The organism is Pseudoduganella danionis (assembly GCF_009720775.1).
In the GTDB taxonomy this organism is placed as follows: Bacteria; Pseudomonadota; Gammaproteobacteria; order Burkholderiales; family Burkholderiaceae_D; genus Rugamonas; species Rugamonas danionis.
On record NZ_WNKW01000003.1, the window covers coordinates 124,685 to 142,297 of the forward strand.

15 protein-coding genes are annotated in these 17,613 nt (G+C 61.4%); 3 read left to right on the plus strand and 12 right to left on the minus strand.

Going from position 1 to position 17,613, the window contains the following annotated elements; genetic code table 11:
• Nucleotides 1-61 precede the first annotated feature (61 nt).
• The 8 genes from selB to GM655_RS12215 all read right to left on the minus strand — a co-directional run bounded on the left by selB (nt 62) and on the right by GM655_RS12215 (nt 13,039).
• A complete protein-coding gene (selB, locus tag GM655_RS12180; protein WP_155434966.1) occupies nt 62-1,960 on the minus strand; it encodes a selenocysteine-specific translation elongation factor in 1,899 nt (632 codons plus the stop codon).
• A complete protein-coding gene (selA, locus tag GM655_RS12185; protein ID WP_155434967.1) occupies nt 1,957-3,441 on the minus strand; it encodes an L-seryl-tRNA(Sec) selenium transferase in 1,485 nt (494 codons plus the stop codon). The genes selB and selA overlap by 4 nt, the downstream gene beginning before the upstream one ends.
• Nucleotides 3,438-4,445, minus strand: coding sequence for a formate dehydrogenase accessory protein FdhE (gene fdhE / locus GM655_RS12190; RefSeq protein ID WP_155434968.1), 1,008 nt, complete (start codon nt 4,443-4,445; stop codon nt 3,438-3,440). The genes selA and fdhE overlap by 4 nt, the downstream gene beginning before the upstream one ends.
• A gap of 83 nt (nt 4,446-4,528) precedes the next feature.
• Nucleotides 4,529-5,182: a formate dehydrogenase subunit gamma gene (locus GM655_RS12195; RefSeq protein ID WP_155434969.1), complete on the minus strand. Its 654-nt coding sequence runs from the start codon at nt 5,180-5,182 to the stop codon at nt 4,529-4,531.
• Nucleotides 5,182-6,093 (minus strand): formate dehydrogenase subunit beta, encoded by a 912-nt coding sequence (gene fdxH / locus GM655_RS12200; RefSeq protein ID WP_155434970.1) that lies wholly within the window; start codon nt 6,091-6,093, stop codon nt 5,182-5,184. Before fdxH ends, GM655_RS12195 begins: the two co-directional genes overlap by 1 nt.
• A 19-nt stretch (nt 6,094-6,112) precedes the next feature.
• A complete protein-coding gene (gene fdnG, locus GM655_RS12205) occupies nt 6,113-9,184 on the minus strand; it encodes a formate dehydrogenase-N subunit alpha (protein WP_155434971.1) in 3,072 nt (1,023 codons plus the stop codon).
• A 145-nt stretch (nt 9,185-9,329) separates the two neighbouring features.
• Nucleotides 9,330-10,925 carry a histidine-type phosphatase gene (locus GM655_RS12210; RefSeq protein ID WP_155434972.1) on the minus strand — a complete coding sequence of 532 codons (1,596 nt, stop codon included), beginning with the start codon at nt 10,923-10,925 and terminating at the stop codon, nt 9,330-9,332.
• 2 nt (nt 10,926-10,927) lie between these two features.
• A complete protein-coding gene (locus GM655_RS12215; protein WP_155434973.1) occupies nt 10,928-13,039 on the minus strand; it encodes a TonB-dependent siderophore receptor in 2,112 nt (703 codons plus the stop codon).
• Between the two features lie 226 nt (nt 13,040-13,265).
• On the opposite strand from GM655_RS12215, the gene GM655_RS12220 reads away from it, so the two are divergent.
• The 3 genes from GM655_RS12220 to GM655_RS12230 all read left to right on the plus strand — a co-directional run bounded on the left by GM655_RS12220 (nt 13,266) and on the right by GM655_RS12230 (nt 14,931).
• Nucleotides 13,266-13,445 carry a hypothetical protein gene (locus tag GM655_RS12220; RefSeq protein ID WP_155434974.1) on the plus strand — a complete coding sequence of 60 codons (180 nt, stop codon included), beginning with the start codon at nt 13,266-13,268 and terminating at the stop codon, nt 13,443-13,445.
• 89 nt (nt 13,446-13,534) lie between these two features.
• The gene (locus GM655_RS12225; protein ID WP_155434975.1) at nt 13,535-14,302 is read left to right on the plus strand and encodes a GIN domain-containing protein; all 768 of its coding nucleotides are present in this window, start codon (nt 13,535-13,537) and stop codon (nt 14,300-14,302) included.
• Nucleotides 14,303-14,322: 20 nt separating this feature from the next.
• On the plus strand, nt 14,323-14,931 hold the full coding sequence (locus GM655_RS12230) for a tetratricopeptide repeat protein (protein ID WP_155434976.1): 609 nt from the start codon (nt 14,323-14,325) through the stop codon (nt 14,929-14,931).
• Nucleotides 14,932-14,966: 35 nt separating this feature from the next.
• Here GM655_RS12230 and GM655_RS12235 read toward each other — a convergent pair whose 3' ends face one another.
• Genes GM655_RS12235 through GM655_RS12250 form a run of 4 tightly spaced genes read right to left on the minus strand, consistent with a single transcriptional unit; the run spans nt 14,967 to nt 17,604 of the window.
• The gene (locus GM655_RS12235; RefSeq protein WP_371866795.1) at nt 14,967-15,506 is read right to left on the minus strand and encodes a cytochrome b/b6 domain-containing protein; all 540 of its coding nucleotides are present in this window, start codon (nt 15,504-15,506) and stop codon (nt 14,967-14,969) included.
• On the minus strand, nt 15,493-15,777 hold the full coding sequence (locus GM655_RS12240; RefSeq protein WP_229632538.1) for a PepSY domain-containing protein: 285 nt from the start codon (nt 15,775-15,777) through the stop codon (nt 15,493-15,495). The genes GM655_RS12235 and GM655_RS12240 overlap by 14 nt, the downstream gene beginning before the upstream one ends.
• Before the next feature lie 23 nt (nt 15,778-15,800).
• Nucleotides 15,801-16,484 carry a Fe2+-dependent dioxygenase gene (locus GM655_RS12245; RefSeq protein WP_155434977.1) on the minus strand — a complete coding sequence of 228 codons (684 nt, stop codon included), beginning with the start codon at nt 16,482-16,484 and terminating at the stop codon, nt 15,801-15,803.
• Nucleotides 16,468-17,604 carry an alpha-hydroxy acid oxidase gene (locus tag GM655_RS12250; RefSeq protein ID WP_155434978.1) on the minus strand — a complete coding sequence of 379 codons (1,137 nt, stop codon included), beginning with the start codon at nt 17,602-17,604 and terminating at the stop codon, nt 16,468-16,470. Before GM655_RS12250 ends, GM655_RS12245 begins: the two co-directional genes overlap by 17 nt.
• Nucleotides 17,605-17,613 lie beyond the last annotated feature (9 nt).

Genomic DNA, 17,613 nt, shown 5'->3' on the forward strand with positions numbered 1-17,613 from the left:
TGCTGGTGTGATTGCTGCTACAACTGGTGCAATGCTGGTGTGCTGTGTTTGAGTGCGACCCTTAAGCGCTGTGGGCCCAGACTGCGTTCGGACGCACCATGTGCACATTGCCTACGCGTCGAGTATAGCCGACCCTATCGAAGAACTCCAAGATCTGGATGGCGCGTTTGCGCCCGAGTCCCGTGGCGTCGCGGAACGAGGCTGCCTGTACTTCCGGCAGGGTGGTCACCAGTTTTGCCAGTTCGGCCAGCGGCTGCGGGTGATAGAACAGGTCCGGCACCAGTTGACTGATATCGCCACTTTTGGCCAGTTTGCGCAGCAAACGTCGTACTTCTGCTTCGGCGATGGCGTGATCGCGTGCCAGATCACGCACCCACGGCGGATCGTAGCGGCCTGCCTGCAGCGCCGCCAGCAGGGGCGCAGCAATGGCCTGTTCTTCCGCACTCAGCTCCACACTATGATCGGGTAGGTGCAGGCTGCGACCACGCTGGCAGATTTGACCTGACGCCAGCAGATTGTCGACCAGACGGCTCCACAGCCGATCTTCCATCTCCGGCGAGACGATGCGCTTCAGGCGCCACAGTTCGGGGCCAGCATCGTCGGGCGCTTTTTCGTGGAAGGCAGCCAGCGCAGCAAGTATCTGCTGTTCCAAGTGGTCGGCTTCTGCGGCCGCCAGCAGCAGTTCGTCGCCACCTTGCAAGGGCAGGCGCAACGTGCTGGCGGGGATATCCAGCTCCGCAGCGGGAAGCTGCGACAGGCGCACCAGCGCCGATGCGCGCAGACCGAGTGGCGAGCGCGCCAGCAGAGTGCCGCTGTCGCCGCTTTCGATGAATTCGGCCATCGCCTGCAACCACGCCAGCCGCGTGCTGCTGCGCCGTTTGCGCGCAGGGCCGAAGGGATCGAGCACCATGCCGCCACCGATGGTGGCCGTGGCTTGTGCATTGCGGATCACGAAGCGGTCACCTGCTACCGCATGGACGGGCGCATCGAGTACCAGTTGCACGCGTGCCGTCTGGCCCGGCGCCAGATATTCGCCATCGAGCAGCACCACGTTGGCAGTGTGGTGGGCGGCGCCCAGATGCACGTGCACGGGCGACCAAGGCTTGAGTGGCTGGGCGCAATCGGGCGTCAGCGTCAGGGTGGCATCGAAGCGCTCGGAGCATTCGGCCAGTGCAGGGGCTACCACCCAGCTACCACGGGCGATATCGTCCTTGCTCACACCACTCAGGCATAGCGCGAGCCGCTGTCCGCTATGGCCAGCTTCGGCACTGCGGTTCTGGGCGTGAATGCTGCGCACGCGTGCCTGCAAGCCGCTAGGTGCTAATTGCAGTACGTCGCCGATCTGCACGCGCCCCGCCAGTGCAGTGCCGGTAACGACGGTGCCTTGTCCCTGTAGGGTGAACACGCGGTCTACACCGAGACGGAACAAGCGGCGTTCGTCGCTTGCTGGCAAGGTTTTGGCCATTTGCGCCAGATGCTGGCGCAAGGCTGCTACTCCTGCATCGCCAGCGGTGCTGGCATTGGTGCGGAAGATGGCGGCATCGGAAAAATCGGTGGGAGCGAGCAGATTGCGTATCTCCTGCTCAACCTGTTCCAGTCGCGTGGCATCGACGCGGTCGGCTTTGGTGAGGGCTACCGCGCCGCGCCGTACGCCCAGCAGGCGCAGGATGGACAGGTGTTCCAGCGTCTGCGGCATGATGCCATCATCGGCAGCAATCACCAGCAGTGCTGCATCGATGCCCGTGACGCCGGCGGCCATGGTGCGGATGAATTTTTCGTGGCCGGGAACGTCGATCACGCCGAGGATGTCGCCATCATCGAGCGGCGTGTAGGCATAACCTAGTTCGATGGAAATGCCGCGCGCCTTTTCTTCCTTGAGACGATCGGTGTCCACGCCCGTGAGGGCGCGAGTAAGCGTGGTCTTGCCGTGGTCGATATGACCTGCCGTGCCTATGATCATGCGCGCAGCAGTGCCAGTTGATCGATGAAGCGCTGGCGCTGATGCTCGTCGAGGCAGCGCAGATCCAGCCACAGCGCATCCTGTGCCACGCGGCCGATGACAGGCACGGGCAGGGCGCGCAAACGCTGCTCCAGTGCCCCAAGTGGATTGCTGCTGCGCTGGCCGGCGTTCTTGCCGGCTGCCTTGTCTACGCTGGCGCGAATTACTAGACCATAGCTAGGCAACTGGTCCACCGGCAGTGCGCCGCTGCCGATCTGGCTCATCATCGCTTCGCTGTGTACCTGATACTGCGTGCCCAGTGCGGCCTGCATGACGGGTGCAATTTCCTGTGCCAGCGCGTGCATTGCGCTGGCAGGGCGGGTCAGCAGACGCAGCGTGGTCAGACGTTCCGGCAGCAGATCCGGTGCGCGGTACAGGGCTAGCACCGGCTCCAGTGCCGCGAGCGTCAGTTTGCCCACGCGCAGTGCGCGTTTGAGCGGATTCTTCTTGATCTGCGCAATCAGGTCGGCACGGCCAACGATGATGCCGCACTGCGGGCCACCGAGCAGTTTGTCGCCGCTGAAGGTGACCAGATCGGCACCACCGGCGATGGTCTCGCGCACTGTGGTTTCGTGCGGCAGGCCATATTGTTCCAGATCGACGAGCGTACCGCTGCCCAGATCGACGGCCAGTGGCACGCCGGCCTTCTTCGCCAGCGGCGCCAGTTCCGGCAGTTCCACGCTTTTGGTGAAGCCCGTGATTGCGTAATTACTGCAATGGACTTTCATCATCAGCGCCGTTTGCGGGTTGGCCGCTTCGGCATAATCCTTGAGGTGGGTGCGGTTGGTGCTGCCCACTTCGCGCAGCACGGCACCGGCGCGCGTCATGATGTCGGGGATACGGAAAGCACCGCCGATTTCCACCAGCTCGCCGCGCGAGACGATGACTTCCTTGCCCTGTGCGACAGTGTTCAGCATCAGCAGCACGGCAGCGGCATTGTTGTTGACGATGGTGGCCGCTTCGGCCCCCGTCAGTTCCAGCAGCAGTTCTTCGATCAGGTTATCGCGGTCGCCGCGTTTGCCCGTTTCGATGTCCCATTCCAGATTCATCGGCCAGCGCAGCGCTTCTGTTACTGCCTGCACGGCGGCGTCAGGCAGCAGCGCGCGGCCCAGATTGGTGTGCAGCACGGTACCCGTCAGATTGAACACGGGACGCAGCGGGGAACGGTTGTTGGTGCGCAGGCGTTCGCCTAGTTGTGCCAGCACGGCGGGAATATCGGGTGCTGTCGGCATGGCAGCGCCGTCGCGACGGCTGGCCAGCATAATGCTGCGCAGCTCGGCCAGCAGCAAACGCGCCGTCTCCAGCGTCTGCACACGGCCATATTCGCTTATCAGTTCGGCGCAGGCCGGATCGGAAAGCAGCAGGTGGACGGCAGGCAGGCGGATAGCACCTGCCTCCACGTTGCCGGCTTCGGTGCCGTGATTTTCAGTGCCGTTACTCATTCGGCACTGAACCATAACAGCGGGTTACCGCTGGCGCGCGCATAGCCCGCTTCGCCGACCAGCACATCGATGGCCAGACTGGCCAGATCGTCGGCCAGCGGATCGACGTTGTAGTCGTGCTCCTGATTGAAGATCTTGCGGTAGGTGTGGCACTCGTCGCAGGTTTCGGCGCGTGCTACCTTGCTCGGATCGTTGGCCTTGCCGGTGGCGACCGGCGCATCGTCCGGCGTAGGCGCATCGGCCGCTTCCAGACTCTGGTAGGCCACCTTGGCAGTGCCTTCGCAGCATGAGCACTTGACCCGCACCATATGCCACTCGCTCGAGCAGCAACTGCAATGCAGGTAGCGGTAGCCTTGCGACTGGCCGCCGATGCGGATCACGCTGGCGACCGGATGGGCGCCGCAAACAGGGCACAGGGTGTTGGTGACGAGTGGCTGCACGCGGCGCGAGTCTAGTTGTGCAGAGCGCATGGTCCACATCAGTTGCAGCGCGGCGGCGACAAACGGTGCGTGCAGCGGGTGCACGCCATCGGTCAGCTCGGCCAGCACGGCATCGGCGCAGCCTTCTAGCTGGCCGTTATCGAGTGCGCGCAGCTCGCTCAGCACCGTGGCCATCTGCGGCTGACCGGCGGCCAGCGGTGCCAGATGATCGAGCAGGGCGTCGAATACGAGGCGCCATGAAGCAGGGCGCTCACCGTTGACGGGCAGCGGCGGCATGTGATGTTCGATCGACAGGTCGATCGCAGCGGCCGGCGGCAGGGCAAACACCTCGGCCGGCAGAGACTCGGCCACGGCAGCTTGCGCATCGACCAGTGCTGCCATCAGCAGCAGATAGCCGCGCAGCGTTTCGCCGACGGGGATTCCTTTGATTTCGTTATTGGCCAGCTGGCGCAGACGCGCAGCACGGGCAGTGAACAGGGCTTTCGGCTGCGGCAGCAGCAGACGTGGAATGGCGGTGTGATCGAGTGCCTCGATCTCGCCGGGGGCAAGCAGGCGTTGTACCAAAAATCTCTCCCAGATTGCCGGCGGCGACTGCGCCGCCGGCTCCGGACTATTCTAATCCCAAACTACGGGATTAAACAGCCTGACTATTTACGCGATTTACGCGCCTCTTCTTCAAACCAGCGCGGGTGGTGCTTGCGCGCCCACCCGTAGGTGACCGTGCCGCGCACCATGGCACGGATGGAACCTCGTACCCAGATACCCGCGTAGATGTGAACAATGATGGCGCAGATGATGATGAAGCCAAAAGTAGCATGCAGCAGGGCGCCCAGCCGGACCAGATCGATAGGGAAGTAGGCCGAGAAGTAGGCGCGCCAGATCAGCAGGCCCGAAATCAGCAGGCCCGTCATACAGGCGATCAGCACGAAGAACAGCATCTTTTGCCCGCCGTTGTAGCGGCCGGACTTGGGCAGTTTCTCTTCGTGGTTGTTGATCACGTCGCCGATCTGGGCCAGCCACTCCTTGTCACCCGGCTCGAACTGGTTGTGATGCCAGAAACGCTTCACCAGCATGGCGAAGGAACCAAACATCACCAGCCCGATGAACGGGTGCAGGATGCGTGTCCACTGGCCGCCACCGAACAGCATGGCCAGCCAGGCCGTGGCCGGATGGAACATGGCCAGACCTGACAGTGCGAGCAGAATGAAGCAGCCTGCCGTGAGCCAGTGGTGATTGCGCTCATCCGGTGAATAACGGTCGATCAGCGGATTGCCGTCTTTGTCGCGGTGCAGATTTTCCATTATTCGCCCTCCCGGATGCGGTTGGCTTCATTGAGTGCTGCGGCTTCTTCGTCCTTGCTGATTTCGTTAGGACCGACGCGCGTGAAGTGGAACCAGCCCGCCAGCGCCGTGGCAGCAATACCTGCCAGTGCCAGCGGTTTGGTCAGACCCTTCCACATACCCACCATCGGGCTGATGGACGGATTGGCTTTGAGACCGTGGTACAGGCCCGGCTGGTCCGCGTGGTGCAGCACATACATCACGTGCGTGCCACCGACACCGGCCGGATCATACAGACCGGCATTGGCGTAGCCGCGCGACTTCAGATCTTCGATGCGCTCTGCTGCATGGTCTTTCATGTCCTCCTTGGAGCCGAATACGATGGCGCCGGTAGGGCAGGTCTTGACGCAGGCAGGCTCCTGTCCCACCGCCACGCGGTCCGAGCACAGCGTGCATTTGTAAGCGCGGTCGTCCTTCTTCGAGATGCGCGGAACGTCGAACGGGCAGCCCGCCACGCAGTAGCCGCAGCCTATGCAGTTCTCCTGATGGAAATCCACAATGCCGTTGGTGTACTGCACGATGGCGCCCGGTGCAGGGCAGGCTTTCAGACAGCCCGGGTCCTCGCAGTGCATACAGCCGTCCTTGCGGATCAGCCATTCGAGGTTGCCGTCGTTTTTCTCGTGTTCGGTGAAACGCATCACCGTCCACGATTGTGGCGACAGGTCGGTCGGGTTGTCATACACGCCGGTGGTCTCACCGACTTCGTCACGCAGATCGTTCCACTCCATGCAGGCGGTCTGGCAGGCCTTGCAGCCTATGCACTTGCTCACATCGATCAGTTTTGCCACCTGACCGATGACGGGCGTGCGAGCCACCGGCTCCTGCACGGTGGTAGCGGATTTGCGCTTGATATCAAGGGATTGTAAAGGCATGGTTATTCTCCTTGGGTCATCATGCTTTTTCCACTTTCACCAGGAAGGACTTGAATTCCGGTGTCTGCGAATTGCCGTCACCAACCGTCGGTGTCAGCGTGTTGATTAAGTACCCAGGTTTGGTAACCCCCTTGAAACCGAAGTGGATAGGCAGACCCACCTGATGGGTCTTTTTGCCGTCGATGGTCAGCGCCTTGATACGCTTGGTCACTACTGCCTTGGCAATGATGTGGCCACGCTTGGAGCTGACCTTGACGCGGTCGCCGTGCTTCACGCCGATCTCGTTGCCCAGTTCCTCGCCGATTTCCACAAACTGCTCCGGCTGGATGATGGCATTCAGCTTGGCATGCTTGGTCCAGTAGTGGAAGTGCTCCGTCAGACGGTAGCTGGTGGCCACGTGCGGGAACTCCGCCGCTTTACCCAGCTTGGCGCGGTCATTGGCAAACATGCGTGCAGCCGGATTGCTGGTAGCGCGCGCATTGTTCGGGTGCAGCGGGTTGTGACCCACCGGCGTTTCGAACGGCTCATAGTGCTCGGGGAACGGCCCCTCGGCCATGGCCTCACGCGAGAAGAAGCGTGCTACACCTTCTGCCAGCATGATGAACGGGCCCATACCGTTTTCCGGCGGCTCGTCGGCCTTGAAGTCGGGGATGTCCGGTCCGGCCCAGTTGGTGCCGTTCCACGCAATCAGCTTGCGGGTCGGGTCCCATGGCTTGCCCTTGGTGTCGCAGGAAGCACGGTTGTACAGCACGCGGCGATTGGCCGGCCATGCCCAGGCCCAGTTCAGGGTCTGGCCTATGCCACTCGGATCGCTGTTGTCGCGCCGTCCCATCTGGTTGCCTGCGGCAGTCCAGCTACCGGCGAAGATCCAGCAACCGCAGGCGGTGCTGCCATCGTCACGCAGTTGCGCGAAGCCGGCCAGCTGCTCGTTTTTCTTCAGGATGACTTTAGTCGGGTCCTTAGGATCGGTCAGCTCCTTGAGTGCCTTGCCGTTGTATTCCATCGCCAGTTCTTCCGGCTGCGGGCTATACGGCTGGGCATAAGGCCAGGTCAGGTTGAGGATAGGATCAGGGAATTTGCCGCCATCTTTCTTGTACATCGCTTTGATGCGCAAGAACAGGCCGGACATGATTTCCAGATCGCTGCGGGTCTGGCCCGGACCATCGGCACCTTGCCAGTGCCACTGCAGCACGCGCGAGGAACTCACCAGCGAACCGCGTTCTTCGGCGAAGCAGGTGGTCGGCAGGCGGAACACTTCGGTCATGATCTTGGTCGGATCGACCTGATGGAACTCGCCGAACGGGCGCCAGAATTCCGCCGTTTCCACGGCCAGCGGGTCCATCACCACCAGATACTTGAGCTTGGACAGTGCTTCGGTAATCTTTTGCTTGTCCGGTGCCGAGGCCAGGATGTTGAAGCCCTGGCAGATGTAGCCATTCATCTTCCCTTGGTGCATAAGCTCGAACACCTGCATCATGTCGTAAGGCTTATCCAGTTTAGGCAGATAGTCGAAGGCGAAGTTGTTCTCCTCCGTGGCTGCATCGCCCCACCAGCACTTCATGAAGCTGACGAGGAATTTCTTGGCGTTGCTGTAGTAGCTGAGCTGATTTGGACGCAGTGGCTTGAGCGCACGCTTGGTCACGTACGCATCCCATTCCTGTTCGGCTTCGCCGGGCAGGGTGAGATAACCGGGCAGCATATTGGTCAGCAGACCGAGGTCGGTCAGGCCCTGAATATTCGAGTGGCCGCGCAGCGCATTCATGCCGCCGCCTGCGATACCCATATTCCCCAGCAGCAGCTGTACCATCGCACCCGTACGCAGTGTTTCTGCGCCCGTCGAGTGCTGGGTCCAGCCCAGTGCGTACAGGATGGTGGCAGCACGACCCGGTACGGCCGTCGATGCCAGCATTTCCGCGACCTTGTTGAATTTCTCTGGCGGTACGCCGCAGACTTTCTCCACCATGGCCGGGGTGTAGCGCGAATAATGCGCCTTCATCAGCTGGTAGACGCAGCGCGGGTGTTCCAGCGTCGGATCGATTTTGGCATAGCCATCTTCGCCCAGCTCGTAGTTCCAGCTGCTCTTGTCAGTGTATTTACCGGCTTTTTCGTCGTAGCCCGAATACAGACCATCCTTGAACGAGAAGTCCTCGCGCACGATGAACGGCATGTCGGTGTAGTTGCGCACGTACTCGTGCTGGATCTTATCGTTGGTCAGCAGGTAGTTGATGATACCGCCGAGGAAAACGATGTCCGCACCGGTACGGGTAGGGACGTAATAGTCCGCCACCGAAGCGGTTCGGGTAAAGCGCGGATCTACCACGATCAGCTTGGCGCCGCGATGCGCTTTCGCTTCCGTGACCCATTTAAAGCCGCAAGGGTGTGCTTCTGCTGCGTTACCGCCCATGACCAGGATGACATCAGCATTTTTGATGTCTACCCAGTGATTCGTCATCGCACCACGTCCAAATGTCGAGGCAAGACCTGCCACCGTTGGACCGTGTCAAACACGTGCTTGATTGTCGAATGCCAGCATGCCGAGACTGCGCATGGTTTTATGGGTTAAGTAGCCTACTTCGTTGGTAGCAGCGGAGGCGCACAGCATACCGGTGGTAGTCCAGCGGTTGACGGTTTTGCCTTCGGGGGTTTTCTCGATAAAGTTCGCGTCGCGGTCAGCCTTCATCAGCTTGGCGATGCGGGTCAGCGCGTCATCCCACGAGATGGGGCTCCATTCCGTCGCGCCCGGAGCACGGTATTCCGGTGCCAGCAGACGGTTTTCAGAGTGGATGAAATCGACCAGGCTGGCGCCTTTCGGGCACAGCGTGCCGCGATTGACGGGGTGGTCGGCATCGCCTTCGATGTGGATGATGGTGGACTTGGCGTTTTTCGCACCGTCGCCCAGACCGTACATCAGGATGCCGCAACCGACGGAGCAGTAGGGGCAGGTATTGCGGGTTTCAGTACTGCGCGCCAGCTTGTATTGCCGGACTTCGGCCAAGGCCGTGCCCGGGGTAAAGCCTAGTAACGCGATACTTGAACCCGCGATGGCTGCGCCAGTTACCCGAAGGAACTGGCGGCGGTTCATCTGGTTCATGGGATAAGCCTTTCATAGGTGGCAAAGACCTACCAAGTTTATCACCAGGGAAAGGCTAGTTTCGAAATCGATTGCAATAAATGTTGCTTTTGATGCACTGCAACACGAGCAATCTTGTCAGAACGTTTAAGAAATTAATCCTGCGTCATTCGCCCGGGCGCTGATAGCAGCGGCGCAGGCGGGCAAAGTCGTAGAACTGGCTTGCTACCGTAAGTTTGGCGTAAGCACAGGTGGTTTTGAAATCAACAGGCTGTTCGTTGTACAGCATGCGTACGGCGATTTGACCTTGATCGTTTTGATAAGCATCCCACTGGATGTTGGCCGCCATGGGCGCGACCCGTTCGCCGCGCCATGGGCTGGATTTGTAACTATAAGGCGTCGCCGCTGTTAGCTGTTCGGACATGCCCTGCAGGCCGAGCAGCGCCGCCATGGGGATGACGATTTCGGCATGAGCGAAACGAAGCTTGGCTACGTGGCGCAGATCGCCCGCTGCCACGGCTGCGACTTCCTCGAAGAAGTCATCGAGTAGGGGCTGGGCCATGGCATAGTTGAGCGCACCGTTTTCCTGCAGGCCCGGGCCTTTGCTGTAGAAGCTCACGGCATCCTCGTGAGCGGCGAATACGGCGGCCTGCGCCTGCGGCATGAAACGGTGGAAGTCGGCGCGGAGTTCGGCCTGCATGTCGGCGGCCGCAGCGTACAGTTCATACAAAGCCAGTGCGGCATCGACCGGCGTACGCAGCGCCGTTTCACCATCGCCCGTCAGGCGGCTGGTGTACTGGCCATCTTTGCTGGTGAACTGCATGCTGCCGGTATTGGCTGCCGTATGCTGACCAGCGCCCAGCGCACGCAGGAAGGCAGGCTGGAACAGACGTGCCAGCACGGCGTGTGCAGCCTGTGCCAGTTCTGGCCGGGCTTCCAGCGCAGCGAGGCGCTGGCTCAGCGCCTCGCTGCGCAACCACGCCTGATAGGCGAGGCTGGCCTGATAAGCGGCATACAGCGGATCGCTGCTGTCGCTGACCAGATCCGTTTTGGGGTTGAGCTTGTGGAAGTAGAGCAGGAAGCGGTCGGTGCCGGCAGCGCTGGCGTTGTTGCTGGCGGTACTTGCGCCGCCGCTGCTTTCGATGCTGGCGCTGCTGCGTGGTGCCAGCGGCGCTGGTCGTACAAGATGTGCCTGCAGCGCCGGCTGCAAAGCGAACAGCGCCTGCGCAAAGTATTCGCCGCTATCGACCGCGCGGTCCTTGCCCGAACTGAGTAGCAAGATCTGACGTGGTGCTGCACCACTGCTGGCATCCGCTGGCTGAAACAGTGGCGCCATGCGCTGATACAGACGCTGTGCCAGTTGCTGGTGTTCGCGTATGCCCTGCATGGTTTCGTTGCCGTAGCCGGGCTTGCGTATGCCTGCCACGCCATAGCCTAGCAAGGCGTTGGCCTCCATCATCTGGTAGATGGCCGGCTCAAGTTGCGCGCCCAGCGGCGTAAGCGCGTGCTGCTGCTTTGCCAGTTGTACCAGATTGTAGAGCGCCAGATCGGACTTCATGCTGGTCAGCCCGCGCGAACCATGGCGTGCCAGCAGCTGGGTATGGATAGGCCGGTAGCCTTGCGGCACAGCTTCGCTGCTGGCGCTGGCCAGCTGCGGCTGATATGGCGTCTTGGTCTGATAATGCTGACCATAGGCCGACGACAGCAGCAGGGACAGTGCGGCAGCGGCAGCGCCAGTGCGGGCAAGGCGTGGGGCCGGCATGCTTAGAAGTCCACGCGCAGGTTGACGCTGACCGTGCGTGGCGAGCCTACGTTCAGGTAGTTCTCCTGATAGTAGGTCCAGTACTTGCGGTTGGCGATGTTGGAGATGTTGGCGCGCACGCTGACCATCTTACCGAAGTAGCGCTGACGGTAGTTGAAGCCCGCATCGAACAGCGTAGTGCCGGACAGCGTATGGACATTGGCCGCATCGAGCGGCAACTCGCCCAGATATTGCGAGCCGGCGTGCAGGGCGAGGCCCGGCAGCACTTCGCGCCAGGTGGCCTGTATCGAAGCCTGACGGCGTGGTGCACCCACAGCACGCTTGCCGCTGTAGCCGGGCGCCGCATTTTCCAGCGTGGCGTCGAGCAGCATGATGCCGCCTTCGACGGACAGGTTTTTGCTGGCTTGAACCACGCTATTCACTTCCAGACCCTGATATTTGGTCTCGCCGTCGGCCACGAAGACATTGGCCGCATTGGTGTACTGCGCACCGCGCTTGATCTGGAACAGCGCCGCGCTGGCATTCCAGAAGCTGCGCTCCGTCTTGATGCCCGCTTCCGCCTGCTTGCTCTTGATCGGTGCGAAGGTCTGGTTGGCATTGACGGCCGAGGCGGGCGCATTCGAGGCCATCTCCATCGCTTCCACATAGCTGGCGTACAGGGTGGTGTCCGCCGCCGGCTTGAACATCAGCGCAACGGTAGGCGTGGTGCGGTTGGCCGGATAGCTGGCCGTCACCACGTTCTTGGTGTTGTAGGCGTTTTCGTTAAAGCGGTTGTAGCGTGCACCGGCCAGCACCGACCAGTTGTCGTTGAACTTGACGGTGTCGCTGAAGAACACGGCCTCCTGGCGGGTGGCTTCGTCCTGATAGGTGCCGCCGCTCCAGTTGATGCTGTTGACGTTGATGATGGTCGGTGCGTACAGATTGCCCGTACCCAGATAGGTCTTGGGCGTGACGGCCGAGGAGGTGGACGTCAGGTTCTGCGATGTGAAGCCGGTCACGATGTCGTGTGCCACACCCCACTTCTGCAGCTTGCCTTCCCAGCTAGCCTGTATCTGGTCGAAGTGGTAGCCGTGCAGCTCCGAAGTGACGCGGTCCTTGTAGTCGGCCTTGTCGCTGGTGATGTAGTACTGGTCCTTCTTGTAGACGCGGGTGGAGTCGGAAGTGCGGTAGGACAGGTTCATCATCCAGTCCGGTGCTACGCGTGCATCCATACCCATGGTGTACATGACGAATTCCACGTCGCTGCCGGCGCCTATGCTATTGAGTTTACTGTTGCCGGCGATCGGGCGCGGCACCGCGTAGGCAGTAGAAAGCACCACGTCGGTGCCGCCTACGCTCTTGCGGCGCTGGTAGAGCGATTCGTAGGTCAGCGCGACATCATCGCTGACGCGCCATTCCAGATTCAGGCCAGCGGCGTTACGGTGGATGGTGCCGCTTTCTTCCTGCACGCCGCCATCCTCGTGCAGCAGGTTGAGGCGATAGCCAAAGCCGCCTTCTTCGCCCACACGGCCGCCGATGTCGAAGTGTTCCTTGAGCGCGCCACCTTCCTGATAGCCCAGCGCTGCGCTAAAGCTCTTGTCCGTAGTCGGACGCTTGCTGACGTAATTGACGATGCCGCCCGGCGATCCGAAACCGTACATAAAGCCGCTCAGGCCTTTCAGCACTTCCACACTTTCGAACATTTCCAGCGGCATTTCGGTACCGCGGTTGACGGCTGCCAGGCCGTTGATCTTGTAGCCGTTCAGGTCATCAAGGCGCAGGCCGCGCATCTGTATGGTGGCCGGGTGGGTGCTGATGGGCGGGCTGATGGCCGTGACGGAAGCGTCGTATTTGAGCACTTCCGAAATACTGGTGGCCAGACGGTCTTCGATTTCGTCGCTGCTCACTGCCTTGGTGGAGAACGGCGTATCGAGTTCGGATTTGCGCCCCAGCGCACCGCCGCTGACGCTATCGCCCAGCTTTTTCTTTTCCACCGTGGCTTTGACAAATACTTTGGACAGCGCGCCTTCGCTGCCATCTTCGGTTGCCATAACAGGGGCGTGCAGTGCGCACAGGCCAGCGGCGGCCAGCGCCAGATGCAAACGGGTTTTTGCGTAAGGGGTAGCAGGGGACATAAATGGACTATTGCAGGTTAATTAAAACCTGCAAGCGTATCGACCGTCTGTTACCTGCGTGTGACCGCCAGTAGAGGCGTGCCCCTAAGTTGTGGCCTGAGCGGGCTTTCAGCGGCTGTAAATGCCGTCTAGTCGCTGTTTTTTGCGTTTCGTCGCAATCCGCACGACGCTTGCGCGGCCTATGTCTATAGTGCTCACATACCGCAACGATTTTAAGGAGAGCAAAATGAACATCGCAAAAAACATGGAAGTCATCTTCCTCGCAGCCACCATGGTACTGGGTACCTTCGCTTACACCAGCAGCGCTGCCCAGAAGGCCGCCGCACTGGAACCTGTCGCCCAGGTGAGTCAGGCTGCCATGCAGGTAGTCGTGGTGAAAGGCCATCGCCTGAGCGCCAACGCCTGATTGTATGACGCCCGCCGCCACCGGCAGGGCTGCTAGAATTGTGCGACGCCGCCCGAGTGCGGATGGGATACACCAGTGAGGATATCGTTATGAATAAGTTTTTCCAGTTCGGCCTGCTGCTGGCCACCTGTAGCGCGCTGTGGAACTCGGCCTTCGCTGCCGAAGACCCGGTCGAGAAGCGCGTGGTGGCCATCGATGCCCGCGTGGTGCGCGTCAAGCTTGATGGCGTGATCGACCTCAAGGTGCGTCAGGGGGCTGCGCCGGGGCTGATCATCATCGGCGAGAAGCGCTATCTCGATAAGACCATGTCTTCCACCACGGGCGATACCCTGCATCTGGAAACGGAAGGGCGCGGCATCAAGATAGGCCGCAATATGGTACGCGCCGAACTGACCTTGCCGATGCTGCGCGAAGTGGTGTCCGAAGGTGTAGGCACTACCGATATCAGCGGCTTTAGCGGCGATGAACTGGAACTGACGCTCGATGGCGCCGGCAGTATGAAAGTCAATTGCGACTACAAGAATCTGAAAGCTGATCTGGGCGGCGTGGGCAGCATGAACCTGTGGGTCAGCGAGAACGACAATGTCGATCTCGATCTGCGCGGTGCCGGCTATATCACGCTGGGTGGCCGCAGCAAGATGCTGAAAGCTTCGCTGGGTGGGCTGGGCGGACTGAATGCCCAGCAGTTGCAGGCAGAGAATGTGAATGTGGACCTCAGTGGTCTCGGTAATGCCACCGTCAATGCGCGCAACAACGCAACCCTGAGCCTGAGCGGGCTGGGTTCGGTCACGGTGTATGGCAAACCGATGAACCGTAATGTGAGCGTAGATGGTTTGGGCAAAGTCAGCTGGAAGTAATCGACAGGACCACCGGGGATATGAAAAAAATCATACTGGCACTAGGCCTGGCCTTCAGTCTGCCGCAGCTGGCGCAAGCCGGTTTTGCAGAAGGCGCGACCGCCTACAACGCTAAAAACTACACCGTGGCGCTAAAGGAAATCACGCCACTGGCCAAGGCCGGCAATGCCGATGCCCAGCATTTGCTGGGCCTGATGTATTACATGGGCCGTGGCGTCACCCAGGATTACAAGCAGGCGCTCGAATGGCATCGCAAGGCAGCCCTGCAGGGCAAGGCCGACGCGCAATACGTGGTAGGCGCCATGTACTACACAGGTAATGCCGTGATACAGGATCACAAGCAGGCCGTGGCCTGGTTCCGCAAGGCGGCCGAGCAGGGCCACGCGGAAGCGCTGCAGGCGCTGGGCCTGATGTACCGCTATCACACGGCCGGACTGCCGCAGGATAATGTGATCGCCTACATGCTGTGGAATCTGGCGGCGTCCTATGGCTCGGCCAATGCGGCCGAGCAGCGTTCGGCTGTGGTCAAGAACATGACGGCCGAGCAGTTGGAAGAAGGGCAGGCATTGTCGGCTGCCTGGAAGCCAAATACGCCGCTGCCGCAGCGTTCCCGTACCGGCGGCAGCTAGTACGGGCGGGTCGCGGCATGTGCGCCGCTGCCGATTCAGACAGGGTGGTCGTCGGCGTCCTTGCGGCCGCTCAGCATGGCGGCCACCAGATTCTCGCGGTGCTGCCAACTGGTGAACAGCACGCCGCCCAGATGCAGGGCAATCAGCCCTAGCAGCGTCCAGCCCAGCGCCTGATGCACGCGCACCGGCCAGGCATAGCCCCACAGCAGATCCGTATTCAGCGCCCAGCCCGTGATGCCCAGCAGGGCCACGCACAGCAGCAGGGCCAACACCATCCAGCCGCCCAGCGGATTATGGCCGAGGTAGCGCGGCGCAGTGCCGCTGAGGACCTGGCGCAGATAGTGCAGCGTATCGGCGCTATTGCGCACGAATTGGCTGAAGCGGGCGTAGTAATTGCCCGTATAGCCCCACAGGAAGCGGCACGCCACGATGGTGGCCGCGCCATAGCCCCAGTATTCATGCTGGGGACCGGTATCGCTGCTGGTCAGCCAGGCTGCGGCCACGCATAGCACCAGTGACCAGTGCAGCAGCCGCAGTGGCAGATCCCAGATCGTCAGTGGCTTATTCTTCGACACGGGCGAAAGTCACGGGATCGAAGAAGGCTTCCACGCGCTTGCCTTTCGGGTCCTTGGCGTAGACTTCGTAGCAGGAGTTGGTGGCTTCCATGCGGCGGATCACCCAGCCTTCGGCCACCAGTTTCTTCTGCAGTTCTTCGTGCGATTTCCATTCCGATTTGGGAGCTTTGGTGCACACCACATTGCCGTGCGCGCTGGCGCCAGCGGCACATACGGCCAGCAGTACAGGCAGCGCAAACTGTGCCAGACGGGAGTAAGAACGTTTCATCATGATTCCTTTCAAAATAAGGCGGTTCAGGTCTGAGCCCAGCGCCGCAGCAGATTATGATAGATGCCCGTCAGTCTGACCAGTTCATGATGGTCAGGCGGCAGGGATTGCGACAGATTCTGTACTGTGCGGTCCAGATCGAACAGCAGGCTGCGTTCGCCTTCATCGGCCACCATGCTCTCGATCCAGAAGAACGAGGCCAGCCGGGCGCCCGCCGTGACGGGCGTGACGCGGTGCAGGCTGGACGAAGGGTAGAGCACCATGTCGCCTGCTGCCAGTTTAACCGACTGCACGCCGAATTCGCTTTCCACTTCCAGCACGCCGCCTTCGTATTCATGAGGCTCGGACAGGAATAGCGTGGCCGACAGGTCGCTGCGCACGCTGCCCAGATTGCCGGGCAGTTGCATCACGGCGTTGTCGACGTGGGTGCCATAAGTGCCGCCATCCTGATAGCAGTTGAATTTGGGCGGATAGATTTTGCGCGGCAGCGCGGCAGAGATGAATAGCGGCTGGCCCGATAAGGCGCGCAGGATGTGCTGGCCCAGACTTTGGGCCGGTTCGGCGTTATCCGGCAGTTGCAGATTCTGTTTGACGTGGCGCGCGAGACTGCCGCCCGTCAGTGCGCCGTCCTGCCAACTGGCCTGGGCCAGCCAGCCGCGGAACTGGCGGACTTCGTCTTTGCTCAGTACATTTTCAATCGTGATTAACATGGTGATCTCGCTGATGGAACAGGGCCGTAGCCCGGATGTGATCGATATGGGCACAGCCGGCGAGGGCCATGCAGATTTCCAGTTCTTCGCGCAGCAGTTTGAGCATGTGCGCCACGCCCAGTGCGCCGGCCACGGCCAGCGCGTATAGCTGCAAGCGGCCGATAGCCACGGCATTCGCGCCCAGTGCCAGCGCCTTGAAGACATCGGCGCCCGAGCGCACGCCACCGTCGAAGACGATGGGCAGGTCCTTGCCTACAGCGGCGCGGATGGCAGGCAGTACGTCCAGCGTGGCAGGCGCGCCATCGAGGCTGCGGCCGCCGTGGTTGGAAACGATGATGCCGGCCACGCCGGCAGCTTGCAATGCCAGCGCATCGTCGCCATGCATCACGCCTTTGGCCCAGACAGGCAAACGGGTTTGCGTGAGCAGCCAGCGCAATTCATCCCAGTTCGGTGCTGCCGCCATCACACCTTGCAGGATGCGGCTGGCGCCTGGTGCCACGGCGCTTTGCTGCGCTGGCGTATAGCCTGCCAGATTGACGGGCACGCAGTGCGCCGGTAGCTGGAACTGCGCCGCCAAGGTGCGCAGGCTGGCGACCTGTATCGGCGCGTCCAGCGTCAGCACGATGGCGCTGTAGCCGGCGGCCTCGGCGCGGCGCAGCAGGTCCAGCGTATCGGCGCGCTGCGGCTGCAGATACATCTGGAACCAGCGCTGCGGACCTGCGCTCCGGGCTAGCTGTTCGAGTGTGCAGGAGGACTGGGTGCTGGCGATGATGGGGCAGTCCAGCGCTGCGGCGCCACGCACGGTTTCGTGTTCGCCACCCGGGTGCACCAGATTATGGAAGGCCACAGGCCCCAGCATCAGCGGATGGGCCATGGCCATGCCAGCCAGCGTGATGGCCGTGTGGCCAGCGCTGACATCACTCAGCAGGCGCGGCGTGATGGCCCAGCGTGCATAGGCAGCGCGGTTGGCGGCTACCGTCTGGTCATGGCCGCTGCCGCCGGCGATATAAGCCAGTGTGGGCGCAGCGATGAATTGTGGTGCCAGCGTCTCGTAATCGAGCGCGCAGCGGATTTCCGGCGGAATGTGGCTTAATGCAGCCTTGATCAACGTTTCAGACATGTGCAGTCC